The organism is Bacteroides sp. RTP31139st1_H2_RTP31139_211217 (genome assembly GCF_040227615.1).
Taxonomy (GTDB): Bacteria; Bacteroidota; Bacteroidia; order Bacteroidales; family Bacteroidaceae; genus Bacteroides; species Bacteroides uniformis.
Window position 1 is genome coordinate 13,398 of sequence record NZ_JBCNZM010000021.1, and the last position, 20,821, is coordinate 34,218.

A 20,821-nucleotide genomic window follows, 5' to 3' on the forward strand; every position below is an offset into this window, starting at 1 on the left:
ATCTGTGCAAATCTGTGTAATCTGTGGTGAATACCAGTTTCGACACACCCTCGGATATTGGAGATTACCTTATGAAGACAAGTGGAAAGTGGACACTGGCATGTCTGCTATTGTAATTTAAACATTACGGGAACTGTGAATTTACAACGGACCGGTTTGCCTCGTTGCTCACCGGGTTTCCATTTGGGCATGGTGGAAATCACACGGATAGCTTCTTTGTCCAGATAGGGATCTACGCCTCTTACTACTTTTACATCTACGATGCTGCCGTCTTTGTTGACAACGAATTGTACTATTACGCGCCCCTGGGTTCCGGTCTCTTGTGCAATAGTCGGGTATTTTATACTCTTACCCAGATATTGCATCAGACTCATGCCATTATAAGAAAACTCGGGATTCTTCTCTACAACTTCAAAAATCTCATCCTCTACCGGAATCTCTTCATCTACGGTTGGAGATATGGGTTTGATGATTACAGCTTCACCGATTTCTTCGGAAGAGGCAATGGCTGTTTCTTTCACATTGTCATTATCATCCACAATTGTCAATACCTCGGCAATTGCAGGAGCTTGAGGGGGTGGCGGAGCTACTAATTCGGGTTGCTCCGTGATAGGAATTTCAATTTCCTGCTCAAATACGTTCTCGGTAATAGCACCGCTCATGTCAATCCTAACATCACGCTTCGACCATTCAAATGCAACGAACATGAAGACCAGCACAATTACATAACCTACAAGTAGCCAACTTGACTTCTTGTTTTCCAGGCTTGCTTTGGATGTTTTCTTGATTTCCATAATTTACAAGATTATTACCGTATAATGGTTGTCGCGAAACTAACATTATACAGATGTGATTAGTAAAATCATAAAACATGCGTGCCCACTTGTTTCTGTATTAAAGATAAGAAAATGAATGTTATGTTGGTGTTTGATATGTAGTTATATATAGTTTTTTAAATTTGCTTTGATAATTTTTCTGCTTGTGGATTAAATAGTGTTGATATGTAAAAAGCACTTCCAACGTTCGCTTACGGAGGAAGTGCTTCACACAAAAACTAAACTAGACTTATTGTATTGAAAATATAGCTATAATCTGTGTATCACTTCTTTATAGGCTGGTTTAAATCTGATGTCGACAATAAATAGGAAAAATCAGCTCATGTTTTGTTGTATAACGTTACTTTTCTCAATGTTCTCTAGAACCTCGTCGATGAAAAGCGAACGATAGTGCGGACATTCCAGTACACCCTTTTCTTTCGCTTCCCGGTATACCTTGGAGAACAGTTTTGCTTTCTCCTTGTCGGTGGTCGGCAACTTATCTATGGGAGTGGCAAGGAACCGACACCCCCAGCCTTTGCAGGTAGGGGTGAGGGAACAATGGTTTGGAGTTTTCCACTGACATGAGCATTCGGTAATTATTTGATTCATATTTGCTATAATCGAATTGACATCAATCTTTGTGCTCATACATGTCTATTGTCTTGAAGAAATCATCCTCGTAATTATAGATGTCATCTAGGGTTTCAATAACATGTTTCACATCTTTCTTGTTTTCATCAATAGTGGCTACATACTTAGTGGCTGTATTGAAATACATACGACAAATAGGTTTGCGATTGTTGTCATCAAGCAGAATACTGAAATAAGTCTGTGCATCACGATATACTATGCGGGATATATCTACTTTCTTTCTACAGATAGCTTTTACAATTCTGTATGCATCTAACTCTTCTTCTGTAGTGACAATCTTGGATTCTGTATTTACTTCTTCTGTAGTCTCTTCTGATGTGTTTCCACTGTTTTTTGTTTGGCTTTCCTCTATTTTGGAATCACTAACTGTCAAAGCTCCTTTCAAACGGTCATTAATAATATCGTTGATATGTGAAGAGATAGCGCGTTTGACTAAAGGTGTGAATTGGTCTATTATATTTTGAAGCATTCTACCTTCATAAACTTTGGTAGCAAACATTTTCACAAAATCAGTGCTAGGCGAGGAGAATTCTTCTTGGATAATAGCCTTTAATTCTCCCATGTACTTTAATTCGCTGGCTGAGTTCAGAATATTGTCCACATCAAAGTATGATTTATGGAATTTTTTCAGTTCCTCGATTTGATTATCCCTTAAATCCGTAATATCCACTTCCAAAAAAGGCTTATCATCCATTATATTGGGTTCTTTCAAATCTGTATAGAAGCGGTAGATAATTCCATTGGTCAAAAGTCCGAACTTAGCTTTTGATACGTTGAAATAGCGTAGTAGTTGGTTATCATGTAGGTTTAAATCTTGCTTCCAATGCTTACATTCAATCAGCAATATAGGCTGGTCGTCCTTCATGATGGCATAATCAATCTTTTCTCCTTTCTTGGTCCCAATATCGCAGGTCATTTCTGGCAATACTTCCAAAGGATTGAACACATCATATCCCAGAGCATTAATAAAGGGCATGATGAAAGCATTTTTAGTAGCTTCTTCTGTCTGAATGTTATCTTTCAGCTTTTCAATTCTATCAGCAAGCTGTTTAATAGTGTCTTTAAAATCCATAGTATTTTACTTTTTAGATTGATATTATAGTCTCATATTGCGTTCAACAACCTTAATCACGTTGTATATCTCCACTACATCATCAAGGTTAACGGTGTAGTCATTGAATAACTCATTGAGCGAGTGGCAGGTGATATTACCTTTATCATCTTGGGCCGTGATTTGCTTGATGGATATGCCGTTTGTACGGTGTACAATAACGAAGTACCAGTCGTTAATATGAAGTTTGGGAAGCCAAAGGTCACGTCTTACTTCCCTTGCTAAAACCTTGTCACCATCGCAGATGGCAAGCCTGCTGTTGTCATCCATACTGTCACCTTCTGCTTCAAATATGCGGTATTTTCCGTGATAGGTCTTATCTACGATTACCGGCATTGTGGGCAAGGTGTCTATATATTCGGTATCTCCATATCCGGCGAGATAACCACATTGTGCTTTGATGTGTATAACGGGCACGTTCATGTAGCTTAAATCGTCAACTGGGCGGGCGTTGGAGTGGTACGTCTGTGATGGAGCATCGGTAAGCATATTTCCTTCACCAGTTAGTAGCCATTCTAAATTGTATGCAGGGAATGCACTAACTATCTTTTCACATGTTGCACGTGAAGGTGTACGATGCTCGTTAATAATGCGAGTGATAGTTACATTATTAGATATACCAATAGCTTTACTGAATGAATTCTTATTCAAGCCTTCTTTTTCAATAATAAATTCAACTCTTTTCCAAGCTTCCATATTTGAATATACTAACAGTTAGTTAAATGTTGTAAATAAACTAACTTTTAGATAGTAAAAGTTTGTATTTGTACTAACTGTTAGTATCTTTGCAACATCAACGTCAACAACGACTACAAAATAATGAAAAATAGTTGAGTTGGCAAAATTAAAGTAATACCTAAAAAGGAGTAGTTCTTTGATTTATTGATGTTGCAAATTTAAAAAGGGGTAGTATTTCTACCACCCTTTCAGTTCTTAACCTCTATGGGTTCGTTCTGACGGCTGTCTATTTGAAAGGATGCAATAATTACAGACTTGCAAGCCACTTCTTGCCTGATTTGGTGAATGTCCATAGGTAAATACCGCCTACTATTGCTACTCCTACTGCGAAAACGAATATTAATACTTCCATACTATTTTAATATTTTGTTTGCCAGCAATGCCGACAATACGGTTAATACTATTCCAAACATAGCAACGAGCCACATTGTTGCGTTTTGGGTGTCAGAGAACAAAGGTAGTGTAATTCCTATGACCAACCCAGCGAAAGAAAGTTTGGATAAGTCGAAGAAATATCCTGCGAGTTTGTCTCGTCTAGTCTTATCTTTTTCTTTCCGTTCTTGCTTTACTGCTTGTTGTTCGCTCCAGTTCCCCATAGTTATTTCTTTGAAAGGTTCTCGATGGTACGTTGCTGGCTCTCTATGACGGAGAACAGGCGTTCGTTGGTGATGGGGGTTGGTACTTCTGATTGTCTTGGTAATGAAATTCCAATCAATTCTGATAGGTCTATATTCGTTGCCTTAGATATAATCATCACCTCTTCTACGCTACGCTTCATTAAGTCGTCATATCGTGGCATATTGTTGGGGTGAATACCTAAGGCATCGGATACAACTTTATAGGCTATTCCCTTTTCTTTCAGCAATTCTCTTAAGGTCATACAATCATATTATATTTTATTAACTAATAAATATATCATAATTGATTGTTATAATCAAAAATGATAGTATATTTGCAACGTCAACAACGACAACAGCAGCAAAGATGCGAAGTTTGAGTGAGATAACCAAAAAAACAACATACCTAAAAAGGAGTAAGACAATGAAAAAGTACGATTTACACAAGATTATGAAAGCGGCTCACGAGATATACAGAAAGTATTTCAAGCTATACCAGCTTACTCACGGTGTACAGACTTTCGGTGATTGCTTGAAACTCGCTTGGGCTAACGAAAAGAAACGTGTTGCTGATGAAGAAGCGAGAAAGGCTGAGAAAGAAGTAATGAAAGCAGCTTTGGTACGACCGGAAAGAAGAAGTTCTTATGATTACTGCAACGCTCCAGCTTCAGCTTACTACAATCAGAACAGCAAAGGTGCCTTCGGTTCCCGTTACGTAGGCGATTAAGATAATTATTCGCAGAAAAGGCAGCTACATATACCATGCAGAACAGCTGTACGCTTAACATGAATACTTGCGCAAGTGGCGTGCAAAGCCTTGCATGGGCGAATTGAAAGATTCTCCGTCCGGTCATTGAGCCTACCCTTTGATGGGAGACGGAGAACGAGATGGAGTGATTGCCCTAAGCAATCCGTTCCAGAAAGCGATACTGGCGCTTACCCTCAATCCCAGCATAGAGGACGCGAGAGATACCCGGAGTAGCAAGAATTTGCGACGATGTCTGAATGGAAGTTCAGAACGAGCGAAAGATTTGCAACGGTGCGAAATAAGAAGCCGACATGCCCCGAACGGTCATGCAGCGAAGTACAGTAGCTGATAACTCCGGTGGGAAGAGCAGAGAGAGCTTATCGGGGCACGAATATTAATCGAAAATAGAGAGAATATGAATGAAATAATAGATTACATTAAGGATTCACCAATCGAGTATGCGATTGATGCCTTGTCTGTAAATTATGTGATACAGACTATTGTTCAAATGGTACTGTTCCCCTTTGTGCTATACTTTTGTTGGAGGGTTTTTAAAAAGATACTTCGTAACATGAAATAATTAACAGAAACTCCTTACAATAGTATATGTAACCAATACGATGATAAACAGCAGGAATGAAACATACGAACATCCTTCACAGAATACGAAGATTTTTCTTTTTGGTATGCTTTCATATACGTAAGCTTGACCGTGCGGTAATTCCCCGTTATGATATTTTCTTAGGTATTCCCGATAGGTGCGCACAGCTTGATTGCTCAACACTCTATTCTCGTATAAAGATATTCCAGAGAAAAGGATACAGAGTGCATTTACGCATATTGCAGTCACAAGGAGAAGCTTGTTGCAAAGACTGTCCTCTGAAGGACTGCTTAAAGAAATGATTACTGCAAAGGTGGTTGAAGCTACCATTAAAAGTGTTGTTTGTATTTTGAATACCCATTCTGTTCGTTCATCCAGAGAACGCATGTAGAGTCTGATTAGATTTCTTTCACTACTCATGCTTACTTAATTTTAAATGTGGCAATGCAAAGTTAAGTAAATCTCCCGAATAAAGCGTGATGCCGCCAATCGGATTGGCTCGGGAGAGCTCAAATACTAATCATTAAAATTTTATAGCGATGAAAAAGCGAATAATCACAGAAAACTACACTCCGGCTTTGAGAGATATGGAGGTAGGGGAAGTTCTAACTTTTCCGGTTAAGGCGTATAATTCCATAAAGGGGACAATTATCCCCCGATTGAGATTGGAGTTCTGCGTTGAGGATGCTGACTGGAAAGTAGGGGAGGTTGACAAGAGGAAAGGTATTTTTGATGTGGAAAGGGTCGCATGATGATTTCCCTTTCTCCTACGGAACTGCTTGTCGCGAATGAGTACTGCAAGGGGCTTGCCGACAAGGAGGTGGCGGGCAATCTGAATAAATCGGTTTGGACTGTCAAGACCCAGAAAAGAACGATATACCGGAAGTTGGGTATTTCCAAAGATACGGAACTGCTTCTGTATATGATTTGCGATAGGCTTAAGCGTGATTTTGACTTGAAGGAATTGCGCAGGCACGGACTTGAATTCCTCTTCTCTATTTTATTCTTATTGATGCAGGTTACTTGTAATGATATTGACTTACGGAGAATGAGAATACCATCACGGGTACGGACAGCCATGCGATATATAAGGACTGGCCGAAAGAATAATAACGACTTTATTTTTTAACGGTATGATATACGAAGTGAATGGTGATTTACGCAGTTCCATGTTGATTGACGGGACAGCGGAGGCGAGATTGGCAGACATCCTCACTATTATGGATTCTCGCACTTTTCCAAAGAGAGAATCTGAAAAAATAGTAGGAGGTCCGGGCAGGTTAAGAGTGTTGGTAAATACTCAAAGAGTGAGAGTTGAGTATAAATCTAATGGGAGAAGCTATTACAATGCTTCGGATGTGTTGAGCTTTGCAAAAGTAAGAAAGGGAAAGAACAATGAAAAGAAGAATCATTATAAACGTGCTACTGCTTAACGTATTGGCACTACCATGTTTATTGATGTTTAATGATGTAGACTCGGTAACGGGAGACTGGAATTATGGTATAAACCTTTTTGGCCTTGTGTATTCGTATTGGTTTTATCACAATGTCCTGAAAAAGGTGTTCAAGATATAGACCTCAGCGGAGGAAGTGTTTCACACATAATTAGATTGATTTAGAATTAGACATGGGAGTTGTCTCTACTCGTGAGAGCAGGGACAGACACGGGCAATTAGCTCAGCTTGGTAGAGCGGTACATGTAGTTAGTATTGGTAATTTGTCATGGTATTGTTTAAAGGTTTCATGTACAGGTCGCGGCGTTCAAATCCCGCATTGTCCACAAGCTTTTTATTGTTTAATCTATAATTCCGTTGTAAAGGACAACGTGAGGTGAGAGTCCTCATTTAAGTTTTTATTTTGCTTTTGTTTTAAGTGACTATCCCGGTGTGGCTTGACCGCCTATCCGGGAGCAACTTTGTTGACCTGCCTGCCCAGTCTGTGAAGATATGGTAGGCAAATATGGGCGTTCGGTGTAATGGCTAACACAACTCATTTGAGGAGATTGGCGGTTCGAGTCCGTCAACGTCCACAATCCAAGAGAGGGTTATTTAGTAGTTTTGTCGTGTTTTATTTTTTGTTTGTGTTTCAAGGTGAACGGTTTGTGAAAATAGTTCACCTATTCTGGGAACGTAGCTCAGTGGATAGAGCACCGTGTGTGGTGGAAGGTTGAGAGTTCGATTCTCTCAAGTAGATTCTTAGCTTAATGGGAGAGCACCACAAGCGGCGGTCGGTGGTTCGAATCCATCCGTTTCTACAAGCCTTTATGAGAGAAAATCCGCTTTTAGTCCGAGAGTAGGGCGAAGATAGCGCAGGGAATCATCCGCGCGGCATCGGTTAGCCGTTGACTCTATCTGAAAGGTAATGCGAAATCGGATAGGATTAGGAGTATTTGTCGTTTGCGCCCCGGAGAATACGCTTCGGGGCTTTCCTTTGGCTATTTTTTTATTAACCACTTTAATATTTTCTATTATGGGACTTATCAAAAGACCTAACGAGCTGACCGTTAAGACTACCTTGTCAGCACTGATTTACGGCCAACCTGGCATGGGAAAAACAACTCTTGCATTATCGGCTCCCAATCCGGTATTGTTCGATTATGACGGCGGTATTCACCGTGTCAATGCCGCCCATCGTGTACCGACCGTTCAGATTACAAGCTGGGACGAGACGAACCAGGTACTTTCGTCCGAAGAAATCAAGGAGTTTTCCACTATTGTGATTGATACTGCCGGAAAGATGCTTTCTTTCATGGATAAGGCGATTATGGCAGCGAATCCGAAGATGAAGAAAGTGGATGGTACCCTTTCCCTGCAGGGTTATGGAGTACGTAAGAACATGTTCATCAACTTCGTTAATCAAGTCACACTCATGGGCAAGTCTGTTATCTTCGTGGCTCATGAACGGGAGGAGAAAGTAGGCGACGAAAAACAGATACGTCCGGAGATTGGCGGTTCGTCCGCAGGTGACTTGATTAAGGAACTGGATTTGGTTGGTTACATGGAAGCTATCGGTAAGGACAGAACGATTTCTTTTGACCCCTGCGAGAAGTTCTACGGGAAGAATACTTGTAATCTTCCTTCACGTATCAAAATTCCCGTAATCATTGATGAGTCTGGTACCGTAACGGGTGAGAATGATTTCATGACGAAAATCATCAGTACTTATAAGGAGTATCAGACGAAGCAGACGGAACTATCTTCCGAATATGATGCGGTTCTTGATGCTATCCGTGACGCAGTGGAACAAGTGACTGATACACAATCTGCCAATTCTGTTCGGGAAGCTTTAGATACCATGACGCATATCTTTGACAGCAAGGTACGGGCAGGCATGATGCTCAATGAGAAGTGCAAGAGACTTGGCTTGAAGTTTAACAAACTCAGCAAAAGGTATGAACCAGCAGCCTAAATACAGATTCTACCCGTCACTGCTCGATAAATTCGAGCAATATTTGCGGGCTGATGAGCAGGTAGAGAGCTTCTGGAATGTCGATAATGAAACGGGAGAATACAAGAAAAGTCCGGAAGAAATTGAAGCGGAGCTGAAGCAAAGCCTACTTGATGCGATAAACCGTGTCCCGTTTGAGAGTGAGGCAGCTGATAAAGGAACGGCCTTTAATGCTGTTATAGACTGCTATATCCACAAGAAAAAGCATATACCAAGCGAACGGGAGCCATACACCATTATCGGTGATGGAGAAACGAATACCATTCAGGTATATTTTCCTGCTACTGATATCGCGCCAGAGCGTAATTTCTTATTTGACCGTAGCTGGTGTATAGAGCAGTCGAAGTATTTCTCCGGTGCATTGTCCCAAGTCTTTGTGTCCGCAGTCATTCCCACTCGTTATGGTGATGTGGAGCTTTATGGGTATATAGATGAGCTCGTTCGTGATACCGTATATGATATCAAGACAACATCTAAGTATGATTTTGGCAAGTATGAACACGGCTGGCAGCGCCATGTATATCCTTACTGTTTGATTGCTTCCGGTCAGATGGAAAGCGTGAAAGCGTTTGAGTACACTGCCTATCAGATGAAGGGCGGTACCAGCCGGACGCCACTAATTAGCGGAACGCAATACCCGGAATACTACACTTATAACCATGAACAGACGATTAAGCTGCTTACGGCACACTGCGAGCATTTCATAGAGTTTTTGGAAGCAAACCGAGACATTATTGCTGATAAAAAAATCTTTGGATTAGAGTAATGGCACAAGAAGCAATTCTGGAAAAGGTCAACGGCGAGGTACACATAAGCAAGTCTTTTGACTTCATGTGTTCCCAGCTTCGTAATGGTCGGTATCGTGTAAAAATCGAAAGGTTCACAGAGCCAAGGACGATGTCACAGAATGCGCTTATGTGGTTGTGGTTTACTTGTATTGAGCAAGAGACCGGGACGGACAAGCAGGATGTACACGATTACTATTGTAACCGCTTTCTCAGAAGGACTTCGTATTTCAGGGGAAAAGAAATGGTCATTACCGGAAGCACATCGAAGCTCAATACAGTGCAGATGACTGACTTTCTAAATAAGGTTCAGGCCGATGCTGCTGCCGAACTGGGAATAACGCTCCCTCTTCCGGCTGACCGTTACTATAACGAATTTATCAACGAATATAAAGACAGGAGGTAGAAATGAATATCACCAAAGCAAAAATCACGAAAGACAACACGCTTGTTGCCTCTTTCAAGAACGAGAATGAGGACAATGTAACCATTGAGGGAAAGAATCTTATCCATAAGGATTTGCGTGCAGCGTTTAACGAATTGATTCCTCACCTTGCTTTCCTCTGTGAGCAGAAAGAAGCTGATGGAAAGGACTCCATAGATGAACTGCCGGAAGAAATCTTCTCTACATTCGAGGTCACGGGCTACACAGTTAGCGGTTCGGATGACAATGAAGGTGTGGTATTGGTTGGAAAACGTTTTCTTAAAAGTAAGAAGGTGCTTAACCTTATAGCTCCGTTTACCATGTTCAACAATGAGAACGAGGAATATAAGCATGCATTCGAACTGCAGCAGGCAATTGAGGCATGTAATTATGAGGTGGAACAGTATCTTACCGCTAAGAAATGGGCGGTAGTCCAGCAGGAACTTCCGTTCGATGGGGATATTCCTACGGACATTGCAGCCGACCCGGTGGGAGATGCTGCATTTGAAGAGGAAGCGAATGAGTTCCTTAAACAAGTGGTGGAACAGAGTGGCACTACTCTAACGATTGACGGGAAGAAAGTGAAGCCGCGCAATAAAAGTAAAAAAGTGAAGATTAAAGAGCCGGCAGCTTGATATGGCAGCACCTTTTTGTATCACCAAATATCCGGACGGCTTCAAACTGAAATTCATGTATCATCCGATGTTGGTTAAATGCGTGAACAATATTCCATCAGTCAAGGCTAACGCAAAGAAAGCATATCTTTTCAATGAAAAGGCGTGGTGGGTTGACTTGGCTGATGAATGGTATGTTGATACAATGGCGAAATGGGCGGTACAGCAGGGATTCTGCGGTTCCGTACAACGGTCGGAGCAAAGAAAGGCTGATATAAGCTTTGACATTGCTCCGATGCCGCAGCTGACCGTTTCCCACGGATTGCTACTTGAACCGTACGATTACCAGAAGGAGGGCATAGCCTATGCTCTGGCCCATAAACGGTGTATCTTCGGTGACCAGCCGGGACTCGGTAAGACCTTGCAGGCAATAGGCACGGTGACGATTGCAAAATCCTATCCGTGCCTTGTTGTATGTCCGGCAGCACTTAAAATAAATTGGCAGCGTGAGTTCAAGAAATTTGCTGGAAAGCAGGCGCTAATCCTTGATGATAAGAACAAAAATACTTGGCAGCGCTTCATTGAAACCAAGTGTTGTGACATCTTCATCACTAACTACGAGAGCCTGAAAAAGTTCTTTGTATTGGATGTGAAGAATGATACGCGGTTTACGCTGAAATCAATCACCTTTGACCCACGTATAACCCTTTTCAAGTCTGTAATCATTGACGAGTCGCATAAGTGCAAGTCTACCAAGACCCAACAGAGTAAGTTTGTTGAGGGCATCTGTAAGGGCAAGGATTTCATTCTTGAACTGACGGGAACACCGGTAGTAAACGATAATACTGACCTTATACAGCAACTTAAGATAATGGGACGGTTGGAGGATTTCGGAGGGTATAGGACCTTCACCGAACGTTTCTGTAATGGGCCGAAGAAAGCCTCCAATCTGAAAGAACTGAACTGGCGCCTTTGGAATACCTGCTTCTTCCGGCGTGAAAAAGCCAAGGTATTGACCCAGCTTCCGGACAAGACGAGGCAGTATATTGAGATGGATATCACCACACGGCTTGAGTATGAAAAAGCGGAAAACGACCTCATACAATATCTGCGTGTCTACAAGAATGCGGATGATGAGAAGATAGCCAAGTCCATGAGGGGCGAGGTGATGGTCCGCATGGGAATATTGAAAGCCATTTCTGCGCGTGGAAAAATCAAGGCGGCTGCCGAATTCATACATGACGTGATAGACGGTGGGGAAAAGCTGATTGTCTTTGCCTACCTGAAAGAAGTGGTAATGGAGCTGAAGAATATGTTTCCGAAAGCAGTGACTGTTACCGGCGAGGATAATGCTGCCCAGAAGCAGATGGCTGTGGATGCTTTCCAGAACAATCCGGATTGTACGTTGATTATCCTTAACTACAAATCGGGCGGTACCGGGCTCACCTTGACTGCTTCCAGCCGTGTAGCCTTCATCGAGTTCCCATGGACTTTTTCTGACTGTGAGCAGGCGGAAGATAGGGCACACCGTAATGGGCAGAAGAATAACGTCAACTGTTACTATTTCCTTGGCAGGAATACCATTGATGAATACATGTATGGTGTTATCCAACGGAAGAAAGGCATAGCTAACGGTGTCACCGGAACGGACGATGTGGTTAAGGAGAATGTGGTAGATATGGCTATGGACTTATTCAAAGGTAAATTATGAGAAAAAGACAGACTACACCGCAATCGGAAAGTCAGATACAGCATAGCTGTCTGACTTGGTTCCGGATTCAATACCCGTCTTTGAGTCTTATGTTGTTCGCCGTTCCCAACGGTGGAAAGCGTGATGCCAGGACTGGAGCACAAATGAAGTACGAGGGAAGTGTAAGGGGTGTTTCCGATTTGATACTGCTTGTACCTAAGAAAGGATTTTCCGCTCTTTGCATCGAAATGAAGAGACCGAAAGGGAAACAAAGCGAGGAGCAGATAAGATGGCAGAGAGAGGCTGAAAAATTCCGAAATAAATATGTGGTATGCCATTCTCTTACTGAGTTTATGAATGAAGTCAATTCTTACCTATTATGAACTATATTGAGCTAATAAAGAACTTCTGGTTGCAACATAACGCATATTCGCTAACTGTCACAGAAACCGCTTTGTATTTCTACCTGTTAGAAACTAACAACCTCTGTAGGTGGGCGAATACGTTTAACCGTAACAATGGTAAAGTTCTTGCAGACCTTAGCATAGCCTCTCTAAAGACTTTGTCAAATGCTCGGAATAGATTAAAACAAGTAGGATTGATTGACTTCAAAACGAAGAATGGAAGCCCGAATGTAGTGTACACCTTGGTAAAATTTACCGAGGTTGGTGCCGAGGTTGGTGCGCAGGTTGGTGCCGAGGTTGGTGCCGAGATAATAAAACATAAACATAAACAAAAACAGGTGGGTAATTCTGGCGAGTTATTCCCACCGGACCAACCTCCGAAAAAGAAACCTCCGAAACCCAAGGTAGAGTTCATTCCACCTACCGCCGAAGAGGTGAAAGAGTATTTCCGTGATAAACTTCCCGATTGGGAACTGCAAGCGGATATTTTCTACAATCACTTTTCCGGTCTCGGTTGGAAAACTGCTACCGGTGCCAAGGTGGAACGTTGGGATAGTCGGGCCAATCTTTGGATAATCGAGAAAAAACAACAGGACAATGGAAAAACAGAAAATCAAGCCCAAAGACAAAACAATCGGGATGCTGATAAGGCAGCAAAGGCAAGAAACCTCCTTGACGAATATGCAGCCATCGAACAGGGAAGTAATGCTATCAGCCATCAAGGAGAAATACCCGACCTTTAGTAAGGCTTCTGCCGTATATTCGACATCACTCCAACCGCTACTTCTTGCCGATATTGAGAAAGCATACAGTGAGAAGTCCCCCACGCTGTCAGACCTTGAACGGATGTACGGATATGGTTCCTCGTCTCTGTGGGTAAAGACGCAGTTACTGACCATTGATTTTGCTTCTTCCACGAAGGAGGGGGCCGATGAAAATGCCTTGAATGAGTTCTCTGGACTGTTCGTTAGCCAGTATCACTACATCAAACTGACGGAGTTCATATTGTTTGTCGCACGGTTCAAGCTGGGAAGGTATGGTAAGTTCTATGGTTATTTCGATACGATAACCGTTGGCGAAGCATTTCGGAAATTTCTTCGGGAACGGTCAGATGAACTGGATATTATCATTCGTCGACGCAATAACCAAGCTTTGGAGGAACAACAAGCTCCGGTAAAACGGAATCACCAACCGCCCGACGACTTACGGGCAAAACTGAATTTGAAATGAAAGAGACCAAACTGATAGCGACTATTCTGTCAATCCTGGCAGTATATGCCGCTTTTTATTTTGTCTGCTACTGGATAGCAGACTATTGTTTAAGGACTTACTTGTAACTGATGAAAAAAGACACACGATTATGAAACCAAGAAAACAACTAATTGACGCCGCCGTAGCCAATGGTAGCTTCAGAGAATGGGCAAAAGTTCCTAATGACTGGAAACCGAAGGAGATTGATTGAGTTATGAAATCATTGAAAGAGATATTATGCAGCTTAGAAGGGTTGTCCGACATTGAATTATTTGTCATAGACCTATTCTGTGGGGCCGGTGGTTTGTCGGAAGGCGTGGAAGAAGCCCGTTTAAATGGCAATAGATGTGCAAAAGTCGTTTGCTGTGTGAATCACGATAAGAATGCTATCCTTTCACATGATGCCAACATTCCTGATGCACTTCATTTCATTGAGGATATTCGTACACTGGAGCTTTCACCGATAAATACTATTGTTGAACGTATCCGTGAATTATATCCTGATTCGATGATAATGCTTCATGCTTCTTTGGAGTGTACCAACTTCTCGAAAGCTAAAGGCGGTCAACCGAGAGATGCTGATAGCCGGACGCTGGCAGAACATCTCTTCCGTTATATTGATGTTATAGCCCCTGACTACATTCAGATTGAAAATGTAGAAGAGTTTATGTCATGGGGAGATATGGATGAGAATGGGAAACCTATCAGCATGGATAAAGGAAGACTTTATCAGAAGTGGGTACGCAACGTGAAAAAATATGGTTACAACTTTGAACACCGTATCCTGAATGCTGCCGACTTCGGCGCCTATACCACAAGAAAACGCTTCTTCGGCATCTTTGCTAAAAAGAGTTTGCCGATAGTATTCTCTGAACCGACCCACTGTAAGGGTGGTAGGCAAGATATGTTTTCGCGGCTGGAGAAGTGGAAGCCGGTAAAGGATGTACTTGATTTCTCTGATGAAGGAACTACCATCTTCAGGGAAAAGCCTCTTGCAGAGAAAACGCTTGAGCGTATCTATAACGGACTTATCAAGTTTGTAGCCGGAGGAAAGGATGCCTTCCTCGTGAAGTATAATTCTATGAACCGTACGGGGAAATATAACGCTCCTGGGATTGACGAACCATGTCCGGTGGTAACAACACAAAACAGACTTGGAGTAGCGCAAGTTTGCTTTCTTTCCAAACAATTCAGCGGACATCCCGAAAGCAAGAATGTATCAGTGGAAGAGCCTGCCGGAACAATCACATGCAGGGACCATCATGCCTTCGTATCAGCGCACTATGGGAACGGCTTTAATCGTTCGGTAAACGAGCCGTCTGCGACAGTTACAACAAAAGACAGATTATCATTAGTAACTCCAAGGTTTATCGCCAATGAGTATTCCGGTGGAGGACAACATACAAGTATTGATAATATTTGTCCGGCAATTTTAACCAATCCCAAGCAAAAACTTATAACATGCAAGCCTTGGATTATGAATACTTCTTTCTCAAATATTGGTAGCAACATAGAGGAACCGGCACAGACAATAACCGCAAACCGGAAATGGCATTATCTGATGAATCCACAGTTCAACAGTGCTGGCAGCTCCGTTGATAACCCCTGCTTCACCCTGATAGCACGAATGGATAAGATGCCGCCCTATCTGGTAGCAACAGAAAGCGGTCAGATAGCGATTGAAATCTACGACAATGATAGTCCTATGACCGTGAAGATAAAGGAGTTCATGTCACTGTATGGCATAGTGGATATTAAAATGCGGATGCTTCGCATTCCTGAACTAAAACGTATCATGGGCTTTCCGGAAGATTATGTGTTAGTTGGTACACAAGCTGACCAGAAGAAGTTTATCGGAAATGCGGTAGAGGTTACACAGGCAAAGAAGAATGCCGAAGCACTTTGTGCAAAACTTAGAGATTTAAGATTGAAGAAATTAAAAGAAGTAGCTTAATGAAAGAATATATAGAATTTTTAAAAGACAAGATGGCCATCAGCTGTCAGACCGGGTTCGAGGTCAATCCGGATGAACTGACACCGTCGTTATATCCCCATGTGAAAGATACAGTCCGCTGGGCGGTGTCTGGCGGTTGCCGTGCGATATTCTCCAGTTTCGGTATGCAGAAAACCGTTACTCAGTTGGAGATACTTCGGGTAGTCCTGAAACACAAAGGCGGCAAAGGGCTGATAGTTTGTCCCAAACGTGTAGTGGTTGAGTTCCTTACACAAGCGGAACAACATCTGCACATGAAAGTGACCTATGTACGAACTATGGCTGATGTGATGATATGCCCGACTGACATCATGGTTACGAACTACGAGCGTGTGCGCGACGGTGAAGATGGTGTAAGAATAGAACCTTCCTACTTCACCGCAACATCATTGGATGAAGCGAGCGTATTACGTGGTTTCGGTACCAAGACCTATCAGGAGTTCCTTCCCTTGTTTGCGAATGTTCCCTACCGCTTTGTCGCCACCGCCACGCCATCGCCCAACAGATATAAGGAACTGATACATTATGCCGGTTATCTCGGTGTGATGGATACCGGGCAGGCACTTACCCGTTTCTTTCAGCGTGACAGCACGAAGGCGAATAACCTTACCCTTTATCCGCACAAGGAGAAGGAGTTCTGGTTGTGGGTAAGTACATGGGCGTTGTTCCTCACCAAACCGTCCGACCTTGGTTATCCCGATACCGGATATGAATTGCCGGAACTGCGTGTACATGAAGAAGTGGTTAGTGTTGACAACTCCACAGCCGGAACCGACCGTGACGGACAAGTGAAGATGTTCCGTGAGGCAGCTCTCGGACTTGCCGACGCAGCGAAAGAACGTCGGGACAACATGCAGGAAAAGATTGTCCGTGTGGTGGAAATCATTAACCGTCCTGAAAACAAAGACGACCATTTCCTTTTATGGCATGACCTGGAGAATGAACGGAAGGCTTTGTGTGATGCCATACCCGGATGTAAGGCTGTGTACGGCTCGCAGGATGATGAGGAAGCCGACGAAGTGATAGCGGACTTTAAGGACGGCCGTCTGAAATATCTGGCCGCCAAACCGGAGATGCTTGGTGAAGGTTTGAACTTCCAGTACCACTGCCATAAGGCAATCATGTTCATCGACTACCGTTTTAACGACAAGTTCCAGGCGATAGCCCGTATCTACCGTTTCATGCAGCAGCATCCGGTTGACCTTTATCTGGTCTATGCGGAAAGTGAGGGAGAGATATACAAGAGCTTCATGCAGAAGTGGGCGCAACACCGCGAGATGGTAGCCAAGATGACCGATATAGTCCGCGAGAACGGTTTGTTCGGCTTGCAGGCAGAGGAAAAGATGATGCGGTGGATGTTTGCTAGCAGGGAAGAAAAGTCCGGTAAACTGTGGAGGGCAATCAATAATGACAATGTTCTTGAATGCCAGACTATGGAAAGTAATTCGGTGGACTTGATTGTAACCAGCATCCCGTTCTCCAACCACTATGAGTACACTCCGACCTATAACGACTTCGGGCATAATGAGGACAACGGCAAGTTCTTCGAGCAGATGGATTATCTTACACCGGAGCTTATGCGTATTCTTAAACCCGGTAGGTTAGCTTGCATCCATGTGAAAGACCGTGTTTTGTTCGGCAACGCTACTGGTGACGGTATGCCTACCATTGACCCGTTCAGTGAAATGACTGTATTCCACTACATGAAACACGGTTTCCGCTACATGGGGCGCATCACGGTGGATACGGATGTGGTAAGGGAGAACAACCAGACTTATCGGCTTGGATATACGGAGATGTGCAAGGACGGTTCAAAGATGGGTATCGGTTGTCCTGAATATGTCCTTCTTTTCCGCAAGCTTCCTTCTGACACCTCACGGGCTTATGCTGATTTGCCGGTGACCAAGAACAAAAGCGAATATTCGTTGGCCCGTTGGCAGATAGACGCTCATGCAAGTTGGAAATCTTCGGGTAACTCTCTATTGAGTTACGAGGACATGAAAGGGGCCGGCATTGACAAGATACGCCACCTATTCAGGAACTACGAGCGTGGGCACGTCTATGATTATGAGGAACACGTATCATTCGCCGAAGAGCTGGAGGCATACGGAAAACTGCCAAAGACATTCATGGCCGTTGACCCGGTAAGCAAGAAGCCTTGGATATGGGATGATGTCACCCGGATGCGCACGCTGAATACTAAGCAGTCGCAGAAGAAACGGCAGAATCATATTTGTCCCCTTCAGTTGGATATTGTCGAAAGATTGATTGAACGGTATTCAAACAGGGGTGAACTGGTGTTTGACCCGTTCGGAGGTATCGGCACCGTTCCCTATTGCGCTATCAATCTGGGGAGGAAAGGTCTGTCAACCGAACTCAATTACGACTACTGGAAAGATAGTCTTTCATATCTGTATGAGGCAGAGATGGAGGTCAGTGCACCCACATTGTTCGACTTAATGAATGATGCCGTATGAACATTCACCAGATAGTTCCCCGTTCGGATTGCACCTCCTTCGCCAAGTGCGGCAAGCACTCACTTGCATATTGCAGGAGGTACGGTGCGTCCGAATGCGGACCATGTGAGATTGTGAGGAGGAAACCCCGTAACCGGGTGGTGGTTGACGGAGTGGAGCGTAAACTGTGCACCCGTTGCGGTAGAGCACTTCCGTTATCCAGGTTCTTCGATAGGACAGCCCGTCGTAACGGTAAGGAATACCATCTGAAAGCGTCATGGTGCAAGATGTGTATGGCAGAGGTACAGAGCGAGCGGAATAGAAAAAGGAAAATGAATTGAGATTAACATGTGCAAAAAGAAGCCATTTCTGCACATGAAGTATTAACACGAGCGGAAACCGGTGGTTCTTGCTCACAATAAGAAATATATGAAACAGACAGTAGAAGAAGCAGCCAAACAAGGAGCTGAAGGATATAATATCGTCGGGCAGAATATTTATAAGTCCGGATTTATTGTCGGTGCGAACTGGCGCATCAATAGCGTATGGCATAAGACTAAAGATGAAGTGCCACAAGCTCATGGAGAATACGAAAATGAACATTATCCGCAGATACCATGCCTTGTGTATGGAAAGTTAAGCACTGGAACTGGTTACGGTGTCCGCTATTGGAACGTAACAGAGCAATGCTGGGACGATGAAGAGTGCGATGATTACGAGTGCTCTAAAGATGCCATTGATGAATGGGCGTATTTGGATGATTTAATATCAACTGAAGAGTAATGATTATGAAACAGACGGTAGAAGAAGCTGCATGGCAAGAGCTTATGTCAAGCTATGCAATAGTGGTTAAAGGTGAGTTTGCATATCAGCAACAAGCAATGCTAAACATGTTCAGAAAAGGTGTCGAATGGCAGGCAAAGCAATCACCGTGGATAAGCGTAGAGGATGCAATACCAAACAAACAAGCAAAAGGCATGTGTCAAGTGAAATTTGTTGATGGTAGTATTGATGAAATGGCAATGCGAGAAGTGGATAAATGGATATACCCCTACATCAAGACTGGATATGTTACTCATTGGAGACCTATTTAGTTTTTCGATGAGATGCTAGCAATAATGAATTAAAGAGAAAGGAGATTGAAACGAGGATACCTGTCACGTATCCTCGGAAAGATGATTCTTTTAACGATGACTACAAGGTAGTCTTCTACAATGTTCTCTCACGTGTTCACATTTGCCAAACCGGAATCTGTAATAGGAACGAACATGTACAGGTTTGTCGCTACAACACTGGACTGTTTTACTGTTTTGAGACAGAGCCTCATTCTAACAGTTCTAAAAAGAATGAGGATGTCTATAATTTAATGTTACCATTAATTTAACCCATTAGTTTTCCCTCTGATTTTGTTTGTATTTCAGAGATGCTATTGGGATTACAAAAATAATCATTAATCTTTAAAATTCAATGCAATGAAGTCAATAACCATAAAACAACCATGGGCAAGTTTAATATCAAGTGAGAGGATATTAAAAGTTATCTCTATCACAATTAATGTTTATCTTTTGATTTTTTTAATAGCAGAAAAACTTTATTGAGTTTCCGTAAATTAAAATCGTATATTTGCAGTGAATACACGACTTGAATGTAGAATTTAAGTGATATTATAACCTTAATAAAAAAAGTGATGAAGGTATTTACTGTACAAACCTTGGAAAATTTTATGTCTTTACAAAACGGCCTCCCTGAAATGGATTTCTTCAGAGGTCAATCTTCTTCTGAATATAAATTGATACCTTCAATAGGTCGGAGGTTCAAGGAAGGACAGGAGGACGTGTTGAAGCAATATGAGAAGGAGGTATTTGAGGATTTTAAAAGAAAATATTCAATGTTTACGGGTGCACGCCCTAAAAATGATAAGGAATTTCTATTTCTAGCACAACACTATGGACTTCCAACGAGACTTCTTGATTGGACTTATAATCCTTTGATTGCATTATATTTTGCATGTTGTTCAAATTTTGATAAAGATGGAGTTGTTTATCATAGTTGTCCATTCTCAATGATGGTTTTCGATGAAGATAAAGATGACATACTTTCATTTCCCGCAATAACTTTATTAGTTCCTAATATGACAGATGTTAGGTATAAAAATCAAAATGGCATATTTGTACTTTATCCAGAACCTTGGAAGGAAAATTTCGAATTTATCTATGCAAAATATATAATCCCTGTACAATATAAACAAAACATATTGAGTAAACTTGAAAAAATAGGAATCACAAGATCATTTATAATGCCTTCTTTGGATAGTTTGTGTAAGGATATTGTCGATATTCATGATTTAAGGTATCCGTACGCAATAAAATGAGATTAATATGGATTCGATATACAATCAATATTAAGAGTTTTTCAAGTATCAAAATTATTCTTACATCGTTTGTTAGATAGAAACATCGACTATAACTAACCA

Annotated in this window: 24 protein-coding genes and 3 tRNA genes; 21 read left to right on the plus strand and 6 right to left on the minus strand. The window is 42.3% G+C overall.

The window, feature by feature from the left end:
• Positions 1–107: 107 nt before the first annotated feature.
• The 6 genes from ABUA47_RS05305 to ABUA47_RS05330 all read right to left on the minus strand — a co-directional run bounded on the left by ABUA47_RS05305 (position 108) and on the right by ABUA47_RS05330 (position 4,198).
• Positions 108–794: an energy transducer TonB gene (locus tag ABUA47_RS05305; protein WP_005828058.1), complete on the minus strand. Its 687-nt coding sequence runs from the start codon at positions 792–794 to the stop codon at positions 108–110.
• A gap of 357 nt (positions 795–1,151) precedes the next feature.
• Entirely contained in the window at positions 1,152–1,427 is a 276-nt protein-coding gene (locus ABUA47_RS05310; RefSeq protein WP_129643995.1) for a hypothetical protein, read from the minus strand.
• Between the two features lie 22 nt (positions 1,428–1,449).
• Positions 1,450–2,541 carry a type I restriction endonuclease gene (locus ABUA47_RS05315; protein ID WP_117589212.1) on the minus strand — a complete coding sequence of 364 codons (1,092 nt, stop codon included), beginning with the start codon at positions 2,539–2,541 and terminating at the stop codon, positions 1,450–1,452.
• Between the two features lie 24 nt (positions 2,542–2,565).
• On the minus strand, positions 2,566–3,069 hold the full coding sequence (locus ABUA47_RS05320) for a helix-turn-helix transcriptional regulator (RefSeq protein ID WP_147335287.1): 504 nt from the start codon (positions 3,067–3,069) through the stop codon (positions 2,566–2,568).
• A 602-nt stretch (positions 3,070–3,671) separates the two neighbouring features.
• The gene (locus tag ABUA47_RS05325) at positions 3,672–3,914 is read right to left on the minus strand and encodes a hypothetical protein (protein ID WP_117589215.1); all 243 of its coding nucleotides are present in this window, start codon (positions 3,912–3,914) and stop codon (positions 3,672–3,674) included.
• 2 nt (positions 3,915–3,916) lie between these two features.
• Positions 3,917–4,198, minus strand: coding sequence for a hypothetical protein (locus ABUA47_RS05330; protein WP_117589216.1), 282 nt, complete (start codon positions 4,196–4,198; stop codon positions 3,917–3,919).
• Between the two features lie 161 nt (positions 4,199–4,359).
• Here ABUA47_RS05330 and ABUA47_RS05335 point away from each other — a divergent pair, with 161 nt between their 5' ends.
• From ABUA47_RS05335 to ABUA47_RS05435, 21 genes are all read left to right on the plus strand, one after another.
• Positions 4,360–4,662, plus strand: coding sequence for a hypothetical protein (locus ABUA47_RS05335; protein ID WP_117600669.1), 303 nt, complete (start codon positions 4,360–4,362; stop codon positions 4,660–4,662).
• Between the two features lie 1,161 nt (positions 4,663–5,823).
• Positions 5,824–6,036, plus strand: a complete 213-nt coding sequence (locus tag ABUA47_RS05340; protein ID WP_117589300.1) for a hypothetical protein — start codon at positions 5,824–5,826, stop codon at positions 6,034–6,036.
• Positions 6,033–6,413: a helix-turn-helix domain-containing protein gene (locus ABUA47_RS05345; RefSeq protein WP_229034725.1), complete on the plus strand. Its 381-nt coding sequence runs from the start codon at positions 6,033–6,035 to the stop codon at positions 6,411–6,413. Before ABUA47_RS05340 ends, ABUA47_RS05345 begins: the two co-directional genes overlap by 4 nt.
• Before the next feature lie 4 nt (positions 6,414–6,417).
• Entirely contained in the window at positions 6,418–6,717 is a 300-nt protein-coding gene (locus ABUA47_RS05350) for a hypothetical protein (RefSeq protein ID WP_117866150.1), read from the plus strand.
• 233 nt (positions 6,718–6,950) lie between these two features.
• Positions 6,951–7,064 (plus strand) — tRNA-OTHER (locus tag ABUA47_RS05355).
• Positions 7,065–7,245: 181 nt separating this feature from the next.
• A tRNA-OTHER gene (locus ABUA47_RS05360) sits at positions 7,246–7,313 on the plus strand.
• 94 nt (positions 7,314–7,407) lie between these two features.
• Positions 7,408–7,538, plus strand: a tRNA-OTHER gene (locus ABUA47_RS05365).
• Between the two features lie 215 nt (positions 7,539–7,753).
• Entirely contained in the window at positions 7,754–8,692 is a 939-nt protein-coding gene (locus tag ABUA47_RS05370) for an ATP-binding protein (protein ID WP_117866149.1), read from the plus strand.
• Entirely contained in the window at positions 8,676–9,497 is an 822-nt protein-coding gene (locus tag ABUA47_RS05375) for an HNH endonuclease (RefSeq protein ID WP_117866148.1), read from the plus strand. The genes ABUA47_RS05370 and ABUA47_RS05375 overlap by 17 nt, the downstream gene beginning before the upstream one ends.
• On the plus strand, positions 9,497–9,922 hold the full coding sequence (locus ABUA47_RS05380) for a hypothetical protein (protein ID WP_117866147.1): 426 nt from the start codon (positions 9,497–9,499) through the stop codon (positions 9,920–9,922). Before ABUA47_RS05375 ends, ABUA47_RS05380 begins: the two co-directional genes overlap by 1 nt.
• Positions 9,923–9,924: 2 nt before the next feature.
• Entirely contained in the window at positions 9,925–10,575 is a 651-nt protein-coding gene (locus tag ABUA47_RS05385; RefSeq protein WP_117589295.1) for a hypothetical protein, read from the plus strand.
• A 1-nt stretch (position 10,576) separates the two neighbouring features.
• Entirely contained in the window at positions 10,577–12,265 is a 1,689-nt protein-coding gene (locus ABUA47_RS05390; RefSeq protein ID WP_117866146.1) for a DEAD/DEAH box helicase, read from the plus strand.
• The gene (locus ABUA47_RS05395) at positions 12,262–12,627 is read left to right on the plus strand and encodes a VRR-NUC domain-containing protein (RefSeq protein WP_117589293.1); all 366 of its coding nucleotides are present in this window, start codon (positions 12,262–12,264) and stop codon (positions 12,625–12,627) included. Before ABUA47_RS05390 ends, ABUA47_RS05395 begins: the two co-directional genes overlap by 4 nt.
• Complete coding sequence (locus ABUA47_RS05400) at positions 12,624–13,391, plus strand: hypothetical protein (RefSeq protein ID WP_117589292.1); 768 nt, start codon at positions 12,624–12,626, stop codon at positions 13,389–13,391. Before ABUA47_RS05395 ends, ABUA47_RS05400 begins: the two co-directional genes overlap by 4 nt.
• Complete coding sequence (locus ABUA47_RS05405; RefSeq protein ID WP_117866145.1) at positions 13,354–13,878, plus strand: DUF6633 family protein; 525 nt, start codon at positions 13,354–13,356, stop codon at positions 13,876–13,878. Before ABUA47_RS05400 ends, ABUA47_RS05405 begins: the two co-directional genes overlap by 38 nt.
• 235 nt (positions 13,879–14,113) lie before the next feature.
• The gene (locus ABUA47_RS05410; protein ID WP_117866144.1) at positions 14,114–15,853 is read left to right on the plus strand and encodes a DNA cytosine methyltransferase; all 1,740 of its coding nucleotides are present in this window, start codon (positions 14,114–14,116) and stop codon (positions 15,851–15,853) included.
• Complete coding sequence (locus ABUA47_RS05415; RefSeq protein ID WP_117866143.1) at positions 15,853–18,369, plus strand: DNA methyltransferase; 2,517 nt, start codon at positions 15,853–15,855, stop codon at positions 18,367–18,369. Before ABUA47_RS05410 ends, ABUA47_RS05415 begins: the two co-directional genes overlap by 1 nt.
• Positions 18,366–18,689, plus strand: coding sequence for a hypothetical protein (locus ABUA47_RS05420; protein ID WP_117589288.1), 324 nt, complete (start codon positions 18,366–18,368; stop codon positions 18,687–18,689). The genes ABUA47_RS05415 and ABUA47_RS05420 overlap by 4 nt, the downstream gene beginning before the upstream one ends.
• Positions 18,690–18,777: 88 nt before the next feature.
• On the plus strand, positions 18,778–19,131 hold the full coding sequence (locus ABUA47_RS05425; RefSeq protein WP_117866142.1) for a hypothetical protein: 354 nt from the start codon (positions 18,778–18,780) through the stop codon (positions 19,129–19,131).
• Positions 19,132–19,136: 5 nt separating this feature from the next.
• Positions 19,137–19,442: a hypothetical protein gene (locus tag ABUA47_RS05430; RefSeq protein ID WP_133302536.1), complete on the plus strand. Its 306-nt coding sequence runs from the start codon at positions 19,137–19,139 to the stop codon at positions 19,440–19,442.
• Between the two features lie 593 nt (positions 19,443–20,035).
• Positions 20,036–20,719 carry an FRG domain-containing protein gene (locus ABUA47_RS05435; protein ID WP_117589285.1) on the plus strand — a complete coding sequence of 228 codons (684 nt, stop codon included), beginning with the start codon at positions 20,036–20,038 and terminating at the stop codon, positions 20,717–20,719.
• Positions 20,720–20,821: the final 102 nt, after the last annotated feature.